General features: G+C 41.4%; 12 protein-coding genes. 9 read left to right on the top strand and 3 right to left on the bottom strand.

The genetic code is table 11. From position 1 onward, the window contains the following. Window positions 1-24: 24 nt before the first annotated feature. Window positions 25-546: a hypothetical protein gene (locus Q0972_RS09200; RefSeq protein WP_299365104.1), complete on the bottom strand. Its 522-nt coding sequence runs from the start codon at window positions 544-546 to the stop codon at window positions 25-27. Window positions 547-556: 10 nt separating this feature from the next. Further along, a complete protein-coding gene (locus Q0972_RS09195) occupies window positions 557-2,110 on the bottom strand; it encodes an aldehyde dehydrogenase family protein (RefSeq protein ID WP_299365102.1) in 1,554 nt (517 codons plus the stop codon). A gap of 121 nt (window positions 2,111-2,231) precedes the next feature. On the opposite strand from Q0972_RS09195, the gene Q0972_RS09190 reads away from it, so the two are divergent. The 9 genes from Q0972_RS09190 (at window position 2,232) to Q0972_RS09150 (ending at window position 17,013) form a co-directional block, all read left to right on the top strand. After that, window positions 2,232-3,311, top strand: a complete 1,080-nt coding sequence (locus tag Q0972_RS09190; RefSeq protein WP_299365101.1) for an isoaspartyl peptidase/L-asparaginase family protein — start codon at window positions 2,232-2,234, stop codon at window positions 3,309-3,311. 201 nt (window positions 3,312-3,512) lie between these two features. Further along, complete coding sequence (locus tag Q0972_RS09185; RefSeq protein WP_299365100.1) at window positions 3,513-4,325, top strand: cyclase family protein; 813 nt, start codon at window positions 3,513-3,515, stop codon at window positions 4,323-4,325. Then, window positions 4,322-5,074 carry a DUF6090 family protein gene (locus tag Q0972_RS09180; RefSeq protein ID WP_299365098.1) on the top strand — a complete coding sequence of 251 codons (753 nt, stop codon included), beginning with the start codon at window positions 4,322-4,324 and terminating at the stop codon, window positions 5,072-5,074. Before Q0972_RS09185 ends, Q0972_RS09180 begins: the two co-directional genes overlap by 4 nt. Next, on the top strand, window positions 5,074-5,823 hold the full coding sequence (locus tag Q0972_RS09175) for a DUF6090 family protein (protein ID WP_299365097.1): 750 nt from the start codon (window positions 5,074-5,076) through the stop codon (window positions 5,821-5,823). Before Q0972_RS09180 ends, Q0972_RS09175 begins: the two co-directional genes overlap by 1 nt. A gap of 42 nt (window positions 5,824-5,865) precedes the next feature. Next, complete coding sequence (locus tag Q0972_RS09170) at window positions 5,866-9,012, top strand: exo-alpha-sialidase (RefSeq protein ID WP_299365096.1); 3,147 nt, start codon at window positions 5,866-5,868, stop codon at window positions 9,010-9,012. After that, a complete protein-coding gene (locus Q0972_RS09165; RefSeq protein WP_299365094.1) occupies window positions 9,012-9,767 on the top strand; it encodes a DUF6090 family protein in 756 nt (251 codons plus the stop codon). Before Q0972_RS09170 ends, Q0972_RS09165 begins: the two co-directional genes overlap by 1 nt. Before the next feature lie 294 nt (window positions 9,768-10,061). Next, complete coding sequence (locus Q0972_RS09160) at window positions 10,062-15,653, top strand: MG2 domain-containing protein (protein ID WP_299365092.1); 5,592 nt, start codon at window positions 10,062-10,064, stop codon at window positions 15,651-15,653. Window positions 15,654-15,819: 166 nt separating this feature from the next. Next, window positions 15,820-16,674, top strand: coding sequence for an SH3 domain-containing protein (locus tag Q0972_RS09155; protein ID WP_299365090.1), 855 nt, complete (start codon window positions 15,820-15,822; stop codon window positions 16,672-16,674). Between the two features lie 3 nt (window positions 16,675-16,677). Next, window positions 16,678-17,013 (top strand): antibiotic biosynthesis monooxygenase, encoded by a 336-nt coding sequence (locus Q0972_RS09150; protein ID WP_299365088.1) that lies wholly within the window; start codon window positions 16,678-16,680, stop codon window positions 17,011-17,013. Here the strand turns inward: Q0972_RS09150 and Q0972_RS09145 are convergent. Further along, window positions 17,010-20,945 carry a T9SS type B sorting domain-containing protein gene (locus tag Q0972_RS09145; protein WP_299365086.1) on the bottom strand — a complete coding sequence of 1,312 codons (3,936 nt, stop codon included), beginning with the start codon at window positions 20,943-20,945 and terminating at the stop codon, window positions 17,010-17,012. The two genes, Q0972_RS09150 and Q0972_RS09145, sit on opposite strands and share 4 nt — an antisense overlap. Between the last annotated feature and the right edge of the window lie 39 nt (window positions 20,946-20,984).

The raw sequence follows: 20,984 nt of genomic DNA, 5'->3' as shown, positions 1-20,984 counted from the left end.
TTCTAATGGTTATTTGAAACTATCTTAGTCATCAGTCTTAAAAGGTGGTGGTGGACAAACAGGATATCTATAGGATTTAGGTGTATCTTTATAAGTCTCATTATAATACAGCCCAAACACATGTCCCCACCAACTTTTTAGACCTTCTTTCTCTGTAAATAAAAATACATTTTCAATCCTGGGTTCCCCCTCACTTGTATCGATACTAACAATAGCCACAAAATAATATTCATAACTATTTTCATCAGACCTGGTATAAGCAAACAAATTATATCCATAGGTAGTTTCGCTTGTAGATTGCTCTACAAAATCCCCTATGATGATATTTATATCCGGATTATCCAAATCTTCTTTGTAATCAAGAAGCCTAGCATAAGTCCAGGTATCTTTTGGGGGTTTGAGATTCTTAAATTCCTCTAAATCGCCTCTTTTCAGTTTTGCCGTGAAAGATCGTCCCAAAGAATCTATACCTTTATAGTCGACCTGAGTTTGAGAACTCACAATAAGACTAACCACCAAACTAAGAATAGTGAAAAGTTGTTTCAATTTAAAAATCTTACAAATCAAACTTAATGCCTTGTGCTAAAGGTAATTCCGTGGTATAATTAATCGTATTCGTTTGGCGACGCATATAAATCTTCCAAGCATCCGAACCCGACTCACGACCTCCTCCAGTTTCTTTCTCACCACCGAAAGCGCCTCCGATTTCTGCACCAGAAGTTCCAATATTCACATTAGCAATACCACAATCAGAACCTGCATGTGACAAGAAACGCTCAGCTTCGCGTAAATTGTTTGTCATAATTGCCGAAGATAGACCTTGTGCCACACCATTTTGAATATCTATAGCATTAGTCACATCGCCCGAATACTTCAGTAAGTATAAAACAGGGGCAAATGTTTCGTGTTGTACAATTTCAAAGGAATTATCAGCTTCGGCTATAGCTGGCTTTACATAACAACCACTTTCATAACCTTCACCAGATAAAACACCGCCTTCTACAACAATATTACCACCTTCTTCGACTACTTTTTCTAAAGCAACTTCATACATTTTTACGGCATCAGTATCAATTAATGGCCCAACATGATTATTTTCATCTAAAGGATTACCGATTCGTAATTGCTTGTAAGCATCAATAATGGCGTTTTTAACTTGATCATAAATAGAATCGTGAATGATTAAGCGACGCGTACTGGTGCAGCGCTGTCCGCAAGTCCCTACAGCACCAAAAACAGCTCCAATTACTGTCATTTTTATATCGGCATCTGGCGTCACAATAATAGCATTGTTACCACCCAATTCTAATAAGGATTTTCCTAAACGTCCTGCCACTTCCTTGGCTACTATTTTTCCCATTCGAGTAGAACCGGTAGCCGACACCAATGGCACACGTGTATCTTTGGTCATCATTTCACCAACGCGATAATCGCCATTGATTAAACAAGAAATCCCTTCTGGCAAGTTATTCTCGGCAAGAACTTCAGCAATAATGTTCTGACAGGCCACACCGCAAACAGGTGTTTTTTCGGATGGTTTCCAGATACAGGTATCGCCACAAATCCAAGCTAATGCTGTATTCCAAGACCACACCGCCACCGGAAAATTGAATGCAGAAATAATCCCTACCACACCGAGCGGATGATATTGCTCATACATACGGTGTCCTGGTCGTTCAGAGTGCATCGTTAAGCCATGTAACTGACGCGATAACCCAACGGCAAAATCACATATATCTATCATTTCCTGTACTTCACCAAGACCTTCTTGATAAGATTTTCCCATTTCATAAGATACTAGTTTACCTAAAGCTTCTTTCTTCTCCCTAAGCTTTTCACCAAACTGACGCACAATTTCCCCACGTTGTGGTGCAGGCATTATTCTCCAAGTTTTAAAAGCTTCGGTAGCAGCGGACATCGCTTTCTCATAATCGTCCCTTGTGGATGATTTTACCTTGGCTATTAATTGTCCATCAACTGGTGAATGCGACTCTATGATTTCACCATTGGAAAAATGATGAGATCCTGTAGAAGTACCTTCATTTATGTCTTTAATTCCTAATTGTTTTAAAGCCTCTTTTATTCCGAAATCCGTAGCAACTGCTTGCATATATGTTTGTTTTTTATCAATTATTAAATAATGGTATAAAATTACTAATAAAAACCCAAATTTACTTGAAGCTTGAGCTCTAAAAATGTAACTTTAAAGCAGGTATAAAATCGAATCCTTTATGAAGAAAATCATTCTATTAGTTCTTGCTGTGTTTTTATTTTTTGCTTGTAAAAATGAGAATACTTCCAAAGCCATTGCAGAAGTCGAAAATTCAACGGAAAGCACCACAGAACAACCAGAATTTGCCATTATTATTCATGGAGGTGCAGGGACTATCCTAAAAAACAATATGACCCCAGAAAAAGAAGCGGCCTATAAAGCCAAACTAGAAGAAGCTATTAGAGTGGGTTATGAGATTTTAAAAAATGGAGGAAGCAGTCTTGAAGCTGTAGAGAAGACCATCAACGTTATGGAAGATTCTCCTTTGTTTAATGCTGGGAAAGGTGCTGTATTTACCAATGCCGAAACTAACGAACTAGACGCCTCGATAATGGATGGCAAAACCCTGAATGCTGGTGCTTCAGCAGGAACAACCAATGTTAGAAACCCTATTAATTTGGCCAGAGCTGTGATGGAAAAATCAAAACATGTGATGCTCTCTGGAAAAGGAGCTGAGGTATTTGCCGAAGAACAAGGTTTAACGATAGTTGACCCATCTTATTTTCATACGGACAGACGTTTAGAATCCCTTAAACGCGTTAAAGCTCGTGAAGCCAAAAAAGAAGGAAAAGTGGATACAGAATCTGCCTATTTAGACTTTTATGATGCGGATATTAAGAACGCCAAATTTGGCACTGTAGGTTGTGCCGCCTTAGATAAAAACGGAAACTTAGCCTCAGGGACTTCAACTGGCGGAATGACCAATAAGCGTTATGGCAGAGTCGGTGATGCACCGATTATTGGGTCTGGCACTTATGCTAATAATGCGACTTGCGCCGTGTCGAGCACTGGTTGGGGAGAATACTTCATCAGAGCACAAGTGGCTCATGATATTTCTGCTCTTATGGATTACAAAGGATTAAGCCTTAAGGAAGCTGCTAAAACTGTATTAGATAAAGTGGCTGACTTAGGCGGTGATGGAGGTATCGTTGCCGTAGATAAAGATGGTAATATGGTAGCTGATTTTAATACGGCTGGTATGTACAGAGCCATGATGAACGATAAAGGCGAGTTGACGATAGGTATATATAACGACTAAATTCTTTTAGTTCTCGATACAATTTCAATCCCGATAGCTATCGGGATGAAATCACTCGAAGTGACAATTTGTAACAATTTAATATCTTTAATTACAAATAGTTAACCAACCTCAACTACACCATCAACTTCATCTGCTTGTTTATCTGTGCAAGTGGTTGTACCTTATGTATCATTTTATTATTCCAAAAATTTTCAAACTATGAAATTCAATATTCTATGTTTATTAGCTTTGCTATGCCTAATGTCATCCTGCGAAAAGTCAGATAAAACATCAGAAAACACCACCACCAAGACTAAAATTATTGATTTAACCCATACGTTTTCTGAGGAAACCGTGTATTGGGTCACTGCAAAAGAATTCAAATTAGATGTTGTTGCCAAGGGCGATACGGACAAAGGCTATTTCTATGCTGCTAATAATTTTGAAACTGCAGAACATGGAGGTACACATATCGATGCTCCGATTCACTTTTCAAAAGGGAAGCAATCCGTTGAAGAAATTCCATTAGAAAAACTTGTAGGCCAAGGCATTAAAATTGATGTTACAGCAAACGCTAACGGCAATCCGGATTATTTAGTGAGTGTACAGGATTTTATCGATTGGGAAAAAGCTAATGGGGAAATCCCTGAGGGTGCTATTATTCTTTTATTCACAGGACATTCCAAATATTATCCAGACAAACTCAAATATCTAGGCACTGACCAACGTGGACCTGAAGCCGTTAAATTATTGCATTTTCCGGGACTTTCGCCAGAAGCAGCGACTTGGTTGGTTGAAAACAGAAACATCAATTCTATAGGTATTGATACACCAAGTATCGATTATGGACAATCCGAATATTTTAAAAGTCACGTTATTTTGCTCTCAGAAAATATTCCCGCTTTTGAAAACATTACCAACCTAGACCAACTTCCTTCTAAAGGTTTTGAAGTCATAGCATTACCTATGAAAATTAAGGATGGAAGTGGCGCACCGCTACGAATCATTGCTAAAGTAGATGAAGCGCAATGATTAAATTCTTTAGACATATAAGACAAGGCTTAATCAAAGAAAACCGTTTTAGCAAATACCTCCTCTACGCCGTTGGCGAAATCATCTTAGTGGTTATTGGTATTCTTCTCGCACTCCAATTCAATGATTGGAAAGACCATAGAAAAAATCTAGTCGCTGAGCAAAAGATATTACAAGGGCTTTTAACCGAATTTGAAAATGCTGAATTTGAATTAAAAGGAGATGACAGCATGAGGGTCGTTATAAGAAACTCTGTTAGCAAGGTTTTAAAAATTAAAAATGGCGAATTATCTCCCAGTAATGATTTTGACAGTATCGCTACCCTTCTCGAATACATAAAAATGTATAGATTTTATACACCATCCCATCCCCAATTAAATGATCTACAATCGTCTGGGAAATTTGATATGGTTTCTTCTAAAGCTACTAAAAATGCACTTTTAAAGTATCTCGAATGGTGGGATCGTATTTCTAACATAGAAAAAAACGCGCAAAATTCCATTATCAATAATATACATCCTTATTTATCACAAAACTGTGACCTGTCTTTATTATCAGCTAAAAATCTAGAAAATCAAGAGCAATTAATAAGTCAATTTAAGACAATGCTAAAAGATCCAACCTTTGGAAGTATCATGAGGTTACGACTAGAAGATTTATATACGATAATATATTACTCAGAATTCCTCATGGAGGACATTAAAACTTGCCAAGAAACCATCTTAAGAGACTTAAACCAACCTGAATAATGCCATTACTTTTTAAAAAGATTAGAATAAATGCCATGCTAAAATCCAAGTTAAGTAAATACATGCTTTATGCCATTGGTGAAATATTTTTGGTAATGATCGGGATTCTTTTGGCCTTTCAAGTGAATAGTTGGCAAGATCAAAGAATACGGAACGCGAAAGAACAGAGCTACTTAAAAGATATCAAGGCCAATCTCAAAGATGATATTGAAGCCATTGACAGAGTAGTCAACTTCAATAGAACAAAATCCCAATTAACAGACTCCATGTTTTATGCCTTGGAGCGTTATTCCGATCCTGAAGTGTATATGCCCAAGATTATAAAATATATGTTCACCTTAACTATTTATGATGTTTTTGAACCCAATAGAATTGCATTCGACAATATGATTGCAGCCGAAAACGTAGACCTGATTACAAATAGTAGTTTAAGATCGCGTTTATCACAGTATTATAAAAAAGAGTTTAATACCACAACTCAAGAAAGTGTTAAACAACGTGCTCGACAGTTTGGTGATTATGTTGCTATTAAATCGTTTAATAAGCAGTCCATAAAAAGTTTGGTCAACCATGATTCTCGTCTAAAAGATATTTCAGAAGTGGCTATCCACAAGGACCCAGAAGTATATGCCTATTTGTTTATTATGCTCATGAGTACGCAATCTCAAAGTGAAAGTCTAATTGAAACCCAGCAAGAAATTAAAGAATTGCTTGAAATAGTAGATGACGAAATTGTTAGCAGAAATTAATTTTTTTAGATTTATAAGCAAACCCTAACCAAAACCAACCCTATGAAAACACTAAAACTCCTCATCTTTTGCATGCTTTTGCTACCAATAACAAACCATGCTCAAAAACGAAAAAAGAAATCCAGTGAACCCGTTATTAAACTTGTAGATTCGGTGTTTCATGGATTAAAATGGCGAAATATTGGACCCTTTAGAGGTGGACGAAGTGTGGCTTCTACAGGAGTCATAGGACAACCATATACCTATTATATGGGTTCAACAGGCGGCGGTGTTTTCAAAACTACAGATGCTGGTATTACATGGAAAAACATATCAGATGGTTCCTTTAAGACAGGCTCGGTTGGTGCCATTGCCGTATCTGAAAGCGATACTAATATCGTTGTGGTTGGTATGGGAGAACACGCAGCTCGCGGCGTTATGACATCCATGGGAGATGGTGTTTACAAATCCATGGATGCAGGAAAAACTTGGAAGCATATCGGCTTAGAAAATACACGTCATATTTCGGATGTGATTATTCATCCCACAAATCCCGATATCATCTATATCAGTGCCCAAGGTGCTCAATATGCCCCAACCGACGAAAGAGGTATTTATAAAACCATTGACGGAGGCCAAACTTGGGAACAAGTACTGTTTATCAATTCAACCACAGGAGCGTCCTCTTTATCTATGGATATGACCAATCCAAGGATTTTATATGCTGCAATGTGGCAACATCGTCGTTATCCGTGGCTCATAGAATCTGGTGGTGAATATTCTGGGCTTTATAAGTCTGTCGATGGTGGTGAGACTTGGGATAAACTCGAAAACGGTCTACCAGAAGCCTTTGGTAAAGCCGGGATTTCTGTTTCTAGAGCAAACTCAGAACGCGTATTTGCCGTCATAGAAGCGGAAGACAAAAAAGGAGGTGTGTATCGTTCTGACGATGCGGGGAAAACTTGGAAGCAGATTAATAGTAATCGTGTCAATATTGCACGATCTTGGTATTATATGGAGATTTTTGCGGATCCACAAAATGAAAATATAGTGTATGTTTTAAATGCTCCTGTTATGAAATCTATCGACGGTGGCCGAAGCTTTTTTAATATTCCTGTTCCTCATGGCGATAATCATCACTTATGGATTAACCCACATGATAACACCAATCTCATCAACTCTAATGATGGAGGTGCTAATATTTCATTTAATAGTGGTAAAAGTTGGAGTACCCAACAAAATCAATCAACATCGCAGTTTTATCGTGTCATCACCGATAATTTAGTGCCTTATAATGTTTATGGAGGACAACAAGACAACTCGGCAATTGCCATTGCAAGTCGTACCAATGATGGAGGCATCGATTGGAAAGATTGGTATTCTGTAGCAGGTGGAGAAAGTGCATTTATCGCGTTTGACCCCGACAATCCAGAGACGGTTTATGGTGGTACGTATCAAGGGAATATTAGCAAATGGACTAAATCATCTAGACAACAAAAGTCTATTAAACAATACCCCGAATTAGGATTAAGCATCGCGCCAAAAGACTCCAAATATCGATACAATTGGAATGCTCCCATAATTTCATCTCCTCATAATAGATCAACAATTTATCATGCAGGTAATGTTGTTTTTAAAACTACAGATGGAGGTACAAGTTGGACTACAATTAGTCCTGATTTAACTAAGAACGAAACAGAAAAGCATGGCCCAGGTGGTGGACCTTACACCAACGAAGCTGCTGGTGGTGAAAATTACAATACCATCACGGCTTTAGTAGAGTCCCAACATCAAGAGGGTGTACTCTATGCTGGTACTGATGATGGTTTATTGCATATTACAAAAGATGGCGGTGCAAGTTGGAAGAATATTACACCTAAAAGCGTTAATGATGGTATTATAAACAGTATAGATATCTCTGAACACGACCCTGCAACAGCTTATGTCGTAATAATGCGATACAAATCCTTAGATCTCAACTCATATATTTTTAAAACCAACGACTATGGGGAATCTTGGACTAAAATCGTCAATGGTTTAGATGACCCTAATGGATTTACAAGAGTTGTGAGAGCAGATAAAAATCGAAAAGGATTGTTATATGCTGGTACCGAAACTGGGTTGTATATCTCTAATGATGATGGTGCCCATTGGCAACGTCTCAACTTAGGTTTACCAATAGTTGCTATTAACGATCTAATTATTCAAGACAATGATTTGGTGGCCGCAACCTCTGGTCGTGGTTTTTGGATTTTAGATGACTTAGGAGTTTTGCAACAACAGAAAACCATTCAAAAAGCAATTGAAATATTTCAACCCAAGCCTAGCTATCGCATTTTTGGAGGTGTTTCAAAAGCAATAGGGCAAGGTCAAAATCCAAGATCTGGTGTTACATTCGATTATTACATAGATAAGGATGCCGATACGCTCGATTTAAAACTAGAAATATTGGATGGTACAAAAGTGATTAGAACCTATAGCAACAAAAAGTCAAAAGACTTCAAATCTTGGCCTGGAGGCCCTTCGAAGCCTCAAATTCTATCTTCAAAAAAAGGCTATAATAGATTTACTTGGGATTTTAATAGAGAAGCTTTACCAGCTATAAATAAAGTTTTTGTTTTTGGTGGACTTTCTGGGTCTAGTGTTGCTCCAGGAAATTATGCATTAAGATTAACTTTGGAGGGCGAAACCGTAGAAACTATAGCTACAATTCTTCCAAATCCAGCCATTGATTCCAGTCCCCAGGATTTTGTAGAACAACAAGACATGTTGGTTGCTATAGAGAACACCATTAGAGACATGCACGAGTCTGTCAACCAAATGCGGTCTGCTAAAACACAACTCAACAGTTATGCAAAGCTTTTAAAAGATAATGAGGATGCAAAACCACTTGTAGAAAAAGGTGAGGATTTAGTTAAACGTATAAATGATTGGGAAGAAAATCTCATACAAGCTAAGCAAAAAACGTTTCAAGATGTTATAAATTTCAACAATAAACTTAATGCGCAATTGATTCAACTTCTATTCTATGTAAATCAAGCAGATCCAAAAGTTACCGAAGGTGCTAAAGAACGTTTTAAGGATTTAATGAAAGATTGGCAAGTGTACAAAAATGAACGTGATGCCATTATTAACACTGAGATGAATGCCTACAACAATTTATACAAATCTTTAAACTTACCTGCACTTATTCTAAACAAGAACAACTAATGACTAAATTCTTTCGTCATATTCGCAAATCATTAATTGAACAAAGTAAAATGGGAAAGTATTTTAAATATGCCATTGGAGAAATTCTTCTAGTGGTCATTGGAATTTTAATCGCATTACAGATTAATAATTGGAATACACGTAGAATTGAAGACGATAAGGCCAATAGATATGTAAAACGCCTTACCAACCAATTAAGGAAAAATATTGAACGAATAGATTATGTGGCTAATGATTTTGAGAAGCGCTACATGGAGTCCCTTCAGTTACTGCCCATTATTAACGGAAAAGATACAGTTAACCTCAAAAGTAAAATTAATACGTTAGTTAGAAATAATTTTTTTGACTTTCACCTCAACCTTAATCTCAACATCATTACAGAAGGAAGAGAAAATGGCGATATGTCTCTAATAAAGGATGACGACATCAGGGAAGCCATATATAACCTAAGTACTGAGAATATGAAAATCATTGAACGCGAAAGAATTTCTAATGATGACCTCAATTCGTTATTTGTGCCCTACCTCAATCAACATTTTAACTTTAGAAACTCTTCTGGAATTCCTGATATTTTTGATAATGTTAACCCTTCTTCCCTGTATAAAAATGATAACTACAAAATGTTATATGATCAAGAATTTGAGAATCACATCTTTGCTAGATTAGAGTATCATGATGGAAATATTGCAGCTTACAGGGAACTTAAGGAGTTAGTTTTAGATCTTTTACATCGTATCGAAAACCATAATGATTAAATTCTTTCGTCATATGCGTCGTTCACTAACCCAAGAAAATAAAATGGCTTAAAGCGTTAATCAGTTAACTTGTAGAATGATTCTGGTTACTTCTGGTATTCTGTAATTAGTTAGTTAAAAACTTCGTGAAAACATTTCAATTTCTTAAAATCACTCATTCTGGTGTTTTGTAACTTTAAGAACAATTTAACAACGGCCCAAAATCTAAAGAAATAAAAACTGGCGTACTTAAATTAACAAGAAAGTCCCTACCGCTTTTTTTAACTGAAGTTTTATTTAATTCCATCAACACCAATGCGTATCAAAAAGCACCTTGCCTTCTTAGCACTTATAGCGTTAACCATCTCATGCAAAAAAAAGCCAGTAGAAACCGACAATATCTTTAAGTATAGGGACTATATCAGTTATACTACATCAGGACGCGTATCAGTAGTTGAACCCGTTAAAATTAATTTATCAAAAGAAGTCGAAGGGTGGGAAACCGAACAACAGCTAGATAACAAATTGGTGAAAATGTATCCTTACACACAAGGGACTTTAAAAACACTAAACAAGCACACGCTTTTATTTACACCAGATGAAGCCCTAGAACCAAATACAGAATATACCGTTACGGTAAAACTGAGCGAAATCTATCCCAATATTCCAAATGAGTTTGAGTACTACACCTTTAGATTTAAAACCATAAAACCAAACTTTAATGTTGTTACCAATAACTTACAATCTTACAACAAAGAATGGCAATACCTTCTTGGTGTGTTACGATCAGCAGATGTTATAAAGCTAGAAGACGCAAAACAATTAGTAGCGGCATCCCAGGACAAAAAAAATCTAAATCTTGTATGGTTAGAAGTGCCAGAGCCATCAAAACATTTTGAATTTAGAATAGATAGTATTAAACGCAAAATAGAAGATAGCAAGATTAATGTAATTTGGAATGGCAAGGCCATTAAAGCAGAAAACAAAGGAGAAAACTTTATTACTATTCCTGGTAAAAACAATTTCACCATTGTTGAGACCAATGTTATTCAAAATCCAGAACAATACCTATCCATTAACTTTTCCGACCCATTAAAAAAACAACAGAATTTTGCTGGTTTAGTCAATATTCAAAATGCAAAAAATCCAAAATATATTGTCGACGGAAATGTTCTAAAGGTATATCCAGACAATAAACTAGTAGGCGATATTAGAATCGATGTTTTTACAGGTATTAAAAGTATAGACGGTTACAAACTCAAAAATCCTTATGCGCAAAACTTAACCTTCGAAGAGCTAAAACCTCAGGTGAGATTGATTAGTAACGGTTCAATCTTACCAAATTCCCAAGATTTAAAATTCAATTTTGAAGCCGTTAACCTTAGCAAGGTCGATGTGAGAATTATCAAAATATTCGAAGATAACGTACTTCAGTTTTTGCAAGAGAATAACATGAATAGCAACTATGAAAATGGTATTAAACGTGTAGGGAGGCGTATTGCCAAAGAAACCATAACACTTATAGACGATGAGTCACAAAATACTGGCAAATGGAAAGCCTACAGTATCGACTTATCAAAATATTTAAGTGCAGATCCTGGGGCAATTTATAGAGTAGAATTAAGCTTTAAGCGCGAGTATTCCTTATATGATTGTACATCAAATAACGAAACTACAGACATTGATGAAGAAGATTACTACGACGATTATTATTACGATGACTACTATGAAGAAGACTTTTATGCTTCTGATGATGTCAGTGAAGAAGAGCAAGAACTTAGGGAAGAACGCTATTGGGACAACTTAAGTTACAACTATAAAAACACAAATTACCTTTGGAGAGATAAAGACAATCCATGCACATATTCCTACTACAATTATGGTAATAGAACTGTTGCTGCTAATCTTATAGGTTCAAATTTAGGCGTTATTGCAAAGCAAGGCAGTGACAATACCTATTTCTTTGCCGTTACCAATATTCTATCTACCAGTCCAGAAAGTGGTGCTAAAGTAACCTTGTACAACTATCAACAACAAGAGCTGACAAATGGAGCAACAAATACAGATGGTATTATTGAAATCGACACCAAAAAACGAGCAGCTTTTGCAATCGTTTCGAAAGGTAAAAGTGTGAGCTATGTAAAATTATTTGATGGAAACTCCTTGTCTCTTAGTAAGTTCGACGTCTCTGGTAACAGATTACAACGTGGACTAAAAGGTTATATATATGGAGAACGTGGCGTTTGGAGACCTGGAGACAGTTTGTTCTTAACTTTTGTACTCAACGACAAAGCGAATCAACTACCTAAACGCCATCCCGTAAAACTGGAAATCACAGATCCTGTGGGCAAACTGGTCTACAGAAAAGTGTCGATAGACAATATCAATAATTTCTTCGATTTTAAAGTCCCAACCTCACCAGACTATAAAACCGGAAATTACAACGCTAAAGTCTCTGTTGGAGGAGCTAGCTTTTCCAAAAACTTAAAGATCGAAACGGTAAAACCCAACCGCTTAAAAATAAAAATCGATTTTAAAGATAAAGTCCTTACCAAAAATACGCCACTTCAAGGAGATTTAAATGTCGCATGGCTACATGGCGCACCTGCAAAAAATCTTAAAGCAGAAATCAAAGCAAAGTTCACCAATAAGACTACAAGCTTTGAAGGCTATAAAAACTATATATTCAATGACCCTACAAAGCGATTTAATACAGAAGAAACCAATGTCTTTGAAGGTTATTTAGATGCTGATGGCAATGCAAAAATAGATTCAGAATTAAATATTGGTAAGAATGCTCCAGGTATGTTGAACGCGCAATTCTTGGTAAGGGCTTTTGAAAATGGTGGAGATTTTTCACTCGATGCCTTCACCATACCATATGCACCTTATGAAAGCTTTGTTGGTCTAAGATCGCCAAAAGGAAGTCGTTACGGCTCCTATTTCACTGGTGAAGACCATACCTTTGAAATTGCTACGGTGAATACTGATGGCAAACCTCTTCAGCGCCAAAACTTAGAAGTTAAAATCTATAAAATTGAATGGCGCTGGTGGTGGAATTCATCTTACGACAATCTTTCAAGTTATGTCTCTAGCAACTATCACAGGCCTGTACAACAATATGTCATCAACTCCGATGCTAAAGGAAAAGCTAGCTTTAAAGTCAATATCCCCGAAAATGATCGCGGTCGCTACTTAATTAGAATTGTAGATCCAGTTAGTGGACACGCAACAGGCCGTACAGCATATTTCTACAAAAACTGGTGGTCTAATTCAACATCAGTAGATAAGGATGCCGCCAAAATGTTAGTATTCTCAACAGATAAAGACAATTATAATGTCGGCGAAGTAGCAAAATTAACATTTCCTTCGGGTTCTGAAGGAAGAGCATTGGTAAGTATAGAAAATGGCACCGAAGTATTACAGCATCAATGGATAAAAACAAAACCTGGTGAGACCACTGTAGACATTCCTGTGACTTCAGAAATGGCACCAAATGTTTTTATCAATATTTCATTGTTGCAACCACATGCCATAACATCCAATGATTTACCAATTCGTTTATATGGAGTTATTCCAATGATGGTAGAAAATCCCGCAACAAAGCTTGAACCGCAAATCAATATGCCAGACGTTATTCAACCTGAACAATCCTACGAGATAAAAGTATCAGAAAAGAATAATGAACCAATGACCTATACCATTGCAGTAGTCGAGGAAGGCTTATTGGATTTAACACGCTTTAAAACACCAAACGCTTGGAACAGTTTTTATGCGCGTGAAGCCTTGGGTGTAAAAACTTGGGATATTTTCGATAACGTCATTGGGGCATATTCTGGCAGTATCGATCAGGTTTTTGCCATTGGTGGCGATGGATCAGCTACCAAAGGCAAGAATAAAAAGGCCAATCGTTTTAAGCCTGTGGTAACCTACTTAGGGCCGTTCTTATTAAAAGAAGGGCAAACCAAAACGCATCAGCTAAAAATGCCAAACTATGTTGGTGCTGTAAGAACCATGGTCGTCGCTGGCAATAATAGCAAGGAAGCTTATGGTAGTGCTGAAAAGTCCGTTCAAGTCAAAAAACCGTTAATGGTATTGGCAACTTTACCAAGAAAACTAAGTCCAGGTGAAAAGGTAACGCTTCCTGTAACAGTTTTTGCAATGGAGAATAAAGTGAAAAATGTAAATCTTTCATTAAAACTTAGCGATGGTATCACCGTAAAAGGAGAGAAAATGCAATCCCTACAGTTTACTAAGCCCGATGAAAAAATGGTGTATTTTGAGCTAGATGTTACCAAAGCAAAAGGTATAAATACCATAGAGGTGGTGGCTACAGGACATGGCGAAAAATCAACTTATAAAGTAGAAATCGATGTAGAGAATCCAAACCCCATGACCTCTCGCGTTATTGATAACGAATTGCAGGCTAATGCCAACACTACGATTGACTTTTCAACCTTTGGAGTTCCAGGAACAAATTCGGCAACGGTAGAATTTTCAACCTTACCTCCAATGGATTTCTCAAGACGAATGGCGTACTTAATTCGTTATCCTCATGGTTGTGTAGAGCAAACTACATCTAGTGTATTTCCACAATTGTACTTAGCAGATATTTTTGATCTCACTGAAAAAAAGAAAAAAGAAATACAGCGAAACATTGAAAATGGGATTAGACGATTGGGCAATTTTCAGAATCCAGATGGAGGACTTGGCTATTGGATGGGCGAAAACACAGCCAGTGACTGGGGAACAAGTTATGCTGGCCATTTTATGATTGAAGCCGAGAAAAAAGGATTCGTTTTACCACTAACCTTTAAGAGCAATTGGATAACGTACCAAAGACAAGCTGCCCGTGATTGGAGACCAAGTTATAGAACTTACAATAGTGATTTAGCTCAAGCCTACCGATTATACACGTTGGCATTAGCGGGTAGCCCAGATTTAGCCAGTATGAATCGATTGCGCGAATTTGAAGAGATTTCAAATGACGCTAAATGGAGATTGGCGGCAGCCTATGCTTTAGCAGGACAAAAAGAAGCTAGCGACGCCATCTCTAAAACAGCAAATATTGATTTTCAGCCACCGAGATCAGATAGCTACACCTATGGATCGTTACATAGAAATAGAGCTATGGCACTAGAAACTATGTTGTTGACCAATCATCCTAAAAAAGTAGACTTAGCCAAGTCCATTGCTAAATCTTTATCTAGTGATCAATGGATGAGTACTCAAACTACAGCTTATAGTCTTCTAGCAATGGGAAAATTAATTACTCAAAATGGGGGTAAAGATTTAAAACTAAACTACAGCATTAATGGGAAGACAGAAACCGTCGATACCAAAAACGGAATGGCTCAACGTCATATGCCAATTAAAGATGGCAACAACCAATTGGTCATCACAAATGAAAGAGATAATGTCATTTATGTTCGTATTCTAAATTCAGGAAAACTAAAACTAGGCGAAGAACTGGCCGTACAAAGAGGTCTCTCAATTTCAACCGTTTATAAAGATTTACAAGGTAATAAAATTGATATTTCAAACTTACAACAAGGACAAGATTTCGTAGCAACGGTAAGCATTTCAAATCTAACAAGCGATTATGTGAATGATGTTGCATTAACACAGATTTTTCCATCAGGTTGGGATATCGTAAATACACGCTTTACTGATTTTGGAGACACCACAATAAGCAAGGCTAGGTATACCGACATTAGGGATGATCGCGTTAACTTCTATTTTAATATGAATAGAAAAGGAAATTATGGCACCAAAACCTTTACCGTGATGCTCAATGCATCGTATTTAGGCACCTATTATTTACCTGGAGCACAAGCAGAAGCCATGTACGATAATGATGACTACTTGGTTAGAAACAAAGGAAAATGGGTCACTGTTAATAAGTAATAAATTTCTGAAAATACAGGAATCCCATAAAACATTATGTCATTGCGAGGAATAATCCCGATAGCTATCGGGAGAATGACGTGGCAATCTCTAGCACTACGAGAAAACAATAAACTAAATCTAAGAAAACAAACCGCTAAAATGTTTAACTCGAAACACAAGTATTATGAACTATTTAAAAATGATTTTAGCGATTGGATTAGTATGCAATCTAGCAGTCGTAACTGCACAACAAGAAGAAGCTTATGTAGCTGCCGAAAGTGGTTTATCCCTTAGAGAACAGCCAGACATTAGTGCAAAAATGCTAAGCAAACTAGCATATGGTGAAGCTATTGGTATTATTGAAAAAACAGACAAAAAATTAGTTATCCTAGATAGTGGTAAAAAGATTAGTGGTGAGTGGGTAAAAGTAGAAACCCGAACGCATATTGGCTATGTATTTGACGGTTATTTGTCACCCAACAAAATTGCACGAACCATTAGAGTAAACTTAGACCATCTAAAGGTTGAAATTAAAAATGTTGCAACAAGTGATTATAAAAGAACCCATGATTTAAAATATGAAGACAAAGCGATAATCAGTGTAGATGTTAGCGATACACCTGAAGGTAAACACATCATTTTAAACGATAACGATTACAAACAAGTCAGCTTGTTTCAACGTTATGAAAACAGTTTCTCTTTTATGAGCACAGATGTTAATTGCAGCTCAAATGAATGGACACAACTCGATACCGAATGGAAACCACTTAAGCAATTAACGTCCAATACCTTTCAAATGCTTACCTATTCTGAAAAAGACTGGATGAGCTTTGTAGAAACGGCAACCAAAGATTTAAAAGACGATGTTGTAGACAAATGCGGTGAAAATTGGTTAGCTTATGTAAAGACCATTGATAACATTAAAGATTTCCCTGTAAGCGTTATTACTAATCGTGTATTTGTTAAATTTATATTGACTGATTTTGAAGATAACATTACAGAAAAAATAATAGAATTTGAAATACCAAAAGATTTTTAAATAATGAAAAACTTTAAACCATACTTTGCTGTAATATTTACATCAACTTTAACTGAAAACACTAAAGGTTATTCTGAAATGGCAACTGAAATGGAAAATCTTGCTAAAGAGCAAAAAGGCTATTTAGGAATTGATAGTGCAAGAAGTGATGCTTCTACTGCGCACAGTTCAGGTGTAGGTATTACAGTAAGTTATTGGGAAAGTTTAGACGCTATTAAAAATTGGAAAGCAAATTCCAAACATCTATTTGCTCAACAAAAAGGTCGAGATCAATGGTACAATTGGTATAATGTTCGTATTTGTAAAGTAGAAAAAGAATATGAATTTGAATTAGGCTAACGTTTCAAGGTAAAATGGGCCTTCAGTTCCTTCCGCTGTCCGGTGGTGGGCTCGTCGTACTCCACCAGGAACCAGTAGTCGCTCGTGGGCATCATGCTCCCGTTGTACGTACCGTCCCAGCCGGCACCCGTCGGGCTGAGCTGCTTCAGCAGCTTCCCGTAGCGGTCAAATATATAAATTTTTGCGCTCACCCCAATGCCGGCGATGTTCCACGTCTCGTTCCTACCGTCGCCGTTGGGCGTAAAGTAGCGCGGATAGTCCAGTACGAAAACACTAACCGACGCCACACCGCAGCCGTTGCGGTCCCTCGCGCTGACCTCGTGCTCACCGGCAGATACCCCGGCAAACGTACCCGAGTCCTGCCAAGGGCCACCGTCAAGGCTGTACTCGTAGACCCCGGGGCCCGTGGCCAGCGCCTCTATGGCGTGGCTCTCCGAAAAGGCCCCTGTCGTCACCTCAGCAACCAGCACCGGGGGCTCGCTCTCAAAGACCTCAGTGGCCGCCGTAACGATGCAGCCCGTCACCGTATCGGTAACGACCACGCCATAGATACCTCCCCGAAGGGGGCCAAGCGAAGGGCCCGTCGCGCCCGACAGCACCTCACCGTCGAGGCTCCAAGCGAAGGTATGCCCCGTATCGGGAAGCCCCGTATCGAGCACCAGGGGATCGAGCGCCTCGCTTCCGTTGGTACCGACACAGAGTATATAGCCCTCGTCAAAGATCACGATAGGCAAGGGGTTCACACGGAGCGTCAGCTCGGCAACGGCATAGCAGATGGAGCCGTCCCCCTGGTTGTCGAACGTACCGTCGTTGTCAAGGTCAACCGGGTCCCCCTCGCCGTCACCGTCAACGTCAACGAACTCGAAGAGACCGTCGCCGTTAAGGTCGATACCGTCCGACACCCCGTCACCGTCCACGTCCAAGAGGTCAAAGGTACCGTCGCCGTCCGTATCGAACGTATCCACGCTACCGTCGCCGTCAAGGTCAAGCCCCAAAGTCAGCGCCCCAAGGTCCAAAGCTATCGGGAGCACGGAAAGGGTATTGTTGTCCACCCGAGCGTAGATCACCTGCGGGTTGGACGTGTTCTCGTAAAGGTCGGGCAAAGGGCCAGCGCCCAGGTTCGCGCCCTCCTCAGTGGCATAGTAGCTAACCGTATAGTCCGATGGGGACTGCCCGTCAAGGACAAACCCGTCCTGGCTCGAAAGCGTGAACTGTACGCTGTCGTCCCCAGGGTCGCCGTCCGTCTCCATATCGTCGTCGCAGAGCTCGTAAAGTATCTCTCCAAGGTCCGGGTTGGCCCGTGCCGCCTCGTCTACGCGAAGACGGAAGCGCTGGACAGCGATCCAGCAGCCCGTCTCCGTATTGGTGATCCTGACGTGGATCTCCTGGGGGTTGGACGTGTTCGTATAGGGGCTCACCAGGGCGTCCGTGCCCGAAGCAGCGTCAGCGGCACTGACGTGGTAGCTCACGGCAAAGACCTCAGGGGACTGGCCGCCCAGGACATCGGCGTCCATCGACAAAAGGTCAAAGCTGTCGAAGCCGTCCGTGCCCAGCTCGCACTGGACAAGGTCCGGAACAGCAACGGCTTCCGGCAACGGGTCCACTCGAACGGCAAAGTCCACAACCGCATAGCAGCCCGTGGCATCGTTGGTCACTCGTACGTAGATGTCCTGTCCGGGCGCCACCGCGTTCTCATATTGGAACGGGTCGAATATGGCGTTCTCCCCGGCCTCCGCATCGGCCGCGCTCTCGTGGTAGCTCGCCGTAACGCCAGACTCGCCGTTGAGCAACAGGAGCTCGTTGGCCGTAAGGTCGAAGACCTCCACACCGTCCCCCGCATTGGTAACGTCGCAGAGCACAAGGTCCGGAAGCGCTCCGCTAGGCGTAGGCGTCGGGTTGGGAAGTACACGGATGGTCAGCGTCGTGTACGCCACGCAGCCCGTGTCCGTGTCCGTAACCACAACGTAGAGCGTCTGGGGGTTCGCAGGAAGCCCCCCCACCGAGGTGTTCGTATACCCCGTAGGGTCCGCTATCGCGTTCTCCTGCAACTGCGCATCCGCATCCGTCTCGTAGTAGTCCACCGACCAGCTCGCATTGCCCCCCGTGATCTCTACGTCGCGCACCGTTAGGTCGAACTCCGTAACCTCGTCGCCGGGAACCTCCCCAAGGTCGTCGCAGAGCTCAAGGGGCTGGGGCGCAACCGCTACAGGGGGAAGGTCGACACGAAGCTCAAGCTCGCCCGTGTCAAAACAGCCCGTAGCAGCGTCGAAGAGCCTTATGTGCACCACCTGGGGGTTGGACGCGTTCGTATAGTTAGACGCGCCGGCGATGGGCGACCCCCCCGTCTGAGCGTCCGCAGCGCTCAAGTGGTAGGTCAGCTCAAGGGAAGCGTCCTGGGTACCCAGGATATCCGCATCGCGCTCGGTAAGGTCGAACTGGGAGATCCCGTCCCCGTTGTCGTCGCAAGCCACAAGCGCATCAACGGCAAGGGGAACCTCAGGGGACGGCACTACGATAAGCTCGAGCGTGTCCTGCGTAAGGCTGTAGCAGCCCGTCAGTGTGCTCTCCGAGCGCACCCACAACAGCTGCACCCCCGCAACGACGTTCGTATAGGGGCTCGAGAGCGCGTTGTCGCCCTGCTCAGCATCCGACTGCGTCTCGTGGTAGGTCACCACAACGTCGGGCTCGCCGTTGGTGATCTCCAACGTCCGGAGCTCAAGGTCGAACACCGCAAAGCCGTCGTTGTCATCGTCGCACACCTCAATGGGGTCCGGGTCGGGCTCGGGGGACGGCACAGGGTCAACCCTAAGGGTAAGCGTAACGGTGCTGTAACAGCCCGTTATGTCGTCCTCGCCACGGACGTAAAGCGTCTGCGCGTTCACCGTGTTGACGTAGGGGCCGACTAGGGCGCCCGTACCGCTGTCAGCGTCAGACTGCGTCTCGTGGTAGCTCAGCGTAATGCCCGTCTGGCCGTTGAGTATCCCCGCGCTGGCATCCTCTAGCGCAAAGGCCTCCTGCCCGTCGCCGGGGGTCTCCGCGTCGCAGAGCTCCAGGGGATCGGGGGGCGACAGAACCGGCAGGGGGTTGACGATAAGATCCAGGGGCACAACCTTCCAACAGCCCTCTACGGTACCCGTGTCCTCTACTCGGACGAAAACCGTCTGTGGGTTCTCGGTGTTCGCATAGCCGTTCGGGGACGCTATCGCTCCGGTGCCCATCTCCGCATCCATGGCGCTAAGGTGGTAGCTCACAGCGTACTGGAGACCGTCCAGACCGTCAAGGACCTCATCGGCGCTCTGCGTAAGGTCGAAGACCGCTAAACCGTCAGCCGAGGCGTCGTCGCACTCCTCAAGGGCCTGTGGGACAGCGATCTGGGGACTGGGCTCGACGATCAGCTCAAGGGGAACAACCGTAGCACAGTCCGTCGCTATCGTGGCGCTCTCGACCCGTGCGTACACCAACTGGACATCGGCGACTATATTGTTGTAGGACCCGGGCAGCGCTATCGCGTCCGCACCGCTGTCGGCATTCGCCGGGGTCTCGTGGTAGCTCACCGTAAGACCGGCAACGCCACCGGTGATGTCATCGTCGGCAGCACTGAGGTCGAAAACCCCGAAACCGTCGTTGTCAGGGTCGCAGTAGCGCAAGGGCTCAGGGAAAAGGTTAACCACCGGCGCCTGCTCGACCACAAGGTCAAGGAACGTGGTCGCATGGCAGCCCGTTACCGTGTCCTCGATACGAACGAAAACCGTCTGTGGGTTCGTGACGTTGGTATAGGGGATCCCAAGGGCGCCCTGGCCAAGCTCTGCATCCCCCTGCGTAAGGTAGTAGCTCACCGAATAGACCGGGTTGTTGCCGCTGATATCACCGTTGCGCAGCGTTAGGTCGATCGATGTGAGACCGTCGGGAACACCGTCGTCGCAGACCTCCAAGGGATCGGGCTCTGCAAAAACTGGCAAAGGGTGGACGAC

Source organism: Winogradskyella sp., from assembly GCF_028282165.1.
GTDB lineage: Bacteria > Bacteroidota > Bacteroidia > Flavobacteriales > Flavobacteriaceae > Winogradskyella.
Note: the sequence above shows the minus strand (reverse complement) of the source record. Positions and strands in the feature narration are given on the sequence as shown.

What these genes read in the sequence shown, in the direction of transcription:
- Q0972_RS09195 (WP_299365102.1), bottom strand. Translation starts at nt 2,110, where the DNA reads ATGCAAGCAGTTGCTACGGATTTCGGAATAAAAGAGGCTTTAAAACAA.
- Q0972_RS09190 (WP_299365101.1), top strand. Translation starts at nt 2,232, where the DNA reads ATGAAGAAAATCATTCTATTAGTTCTTGCTGTGTTTTTATTTTTTGCT.
- Q0972_RS09185 (WP_299365100.1), top strand. Translation starts at nt 3,513, where the DNA reads ATGAAATTCAATATTCTATGTTTATTAGCTTTGCTATGCCTAATGTCA.
- Q0972_RS09180 (WP_299365098.1), top strand. Translation starts at nt 4,322, where the DNA reads ATGATTAAATTCTTTAGACATATAAGACAAGGCTTAATCAAAGAAAAC.
- Q0972_RS09175 (WP_299365097.1), top strand. Translation starts at nt 5,074, where the DNA reads ATGCCATTACTTTTTAAAAAGATTAGAATAAATGCCATGCTAAAATCC.
- Q0972_RS09170 (WP_299365096.1), top strand. Translation starts at nt 5,866, where the DNA reads ATGAAAACACTAAAACTCCTCATCTTTTGCATGCTTTTGCTACCAATA.
- Q0972_RS09165 (WP_299365094.1), top strand. Translation starts at nt 9,012, where the DNA reads ATGACTAAATTCTTTCGTCATATTCGCAAATCATTAATTGAACAAAGT.
- Q0972_RS09160 (WP_299365092.1), top strand. Translation starts at nt 10,062, where the DNA reads ATGCGTATCAAAAAGCACCTTGCCTTCTTAGCACTTATAGCGTTAACC.
- Q0972_RS09155 (WP_299365090.1), top strand. Translation starts at nt 15,820, where the DNA reads ATGAACTATTTAAAAATGATTTTAGCGATTGGATTAGTATGCAATCTA.
- Q0972_RS09150 (WP_299365088.1), top strand. Translation starts at nt 16,678, where the DNA reads ATGAAAAACTTTAAACCATACTTTGCTGTAATATTTACATCAACTTTA.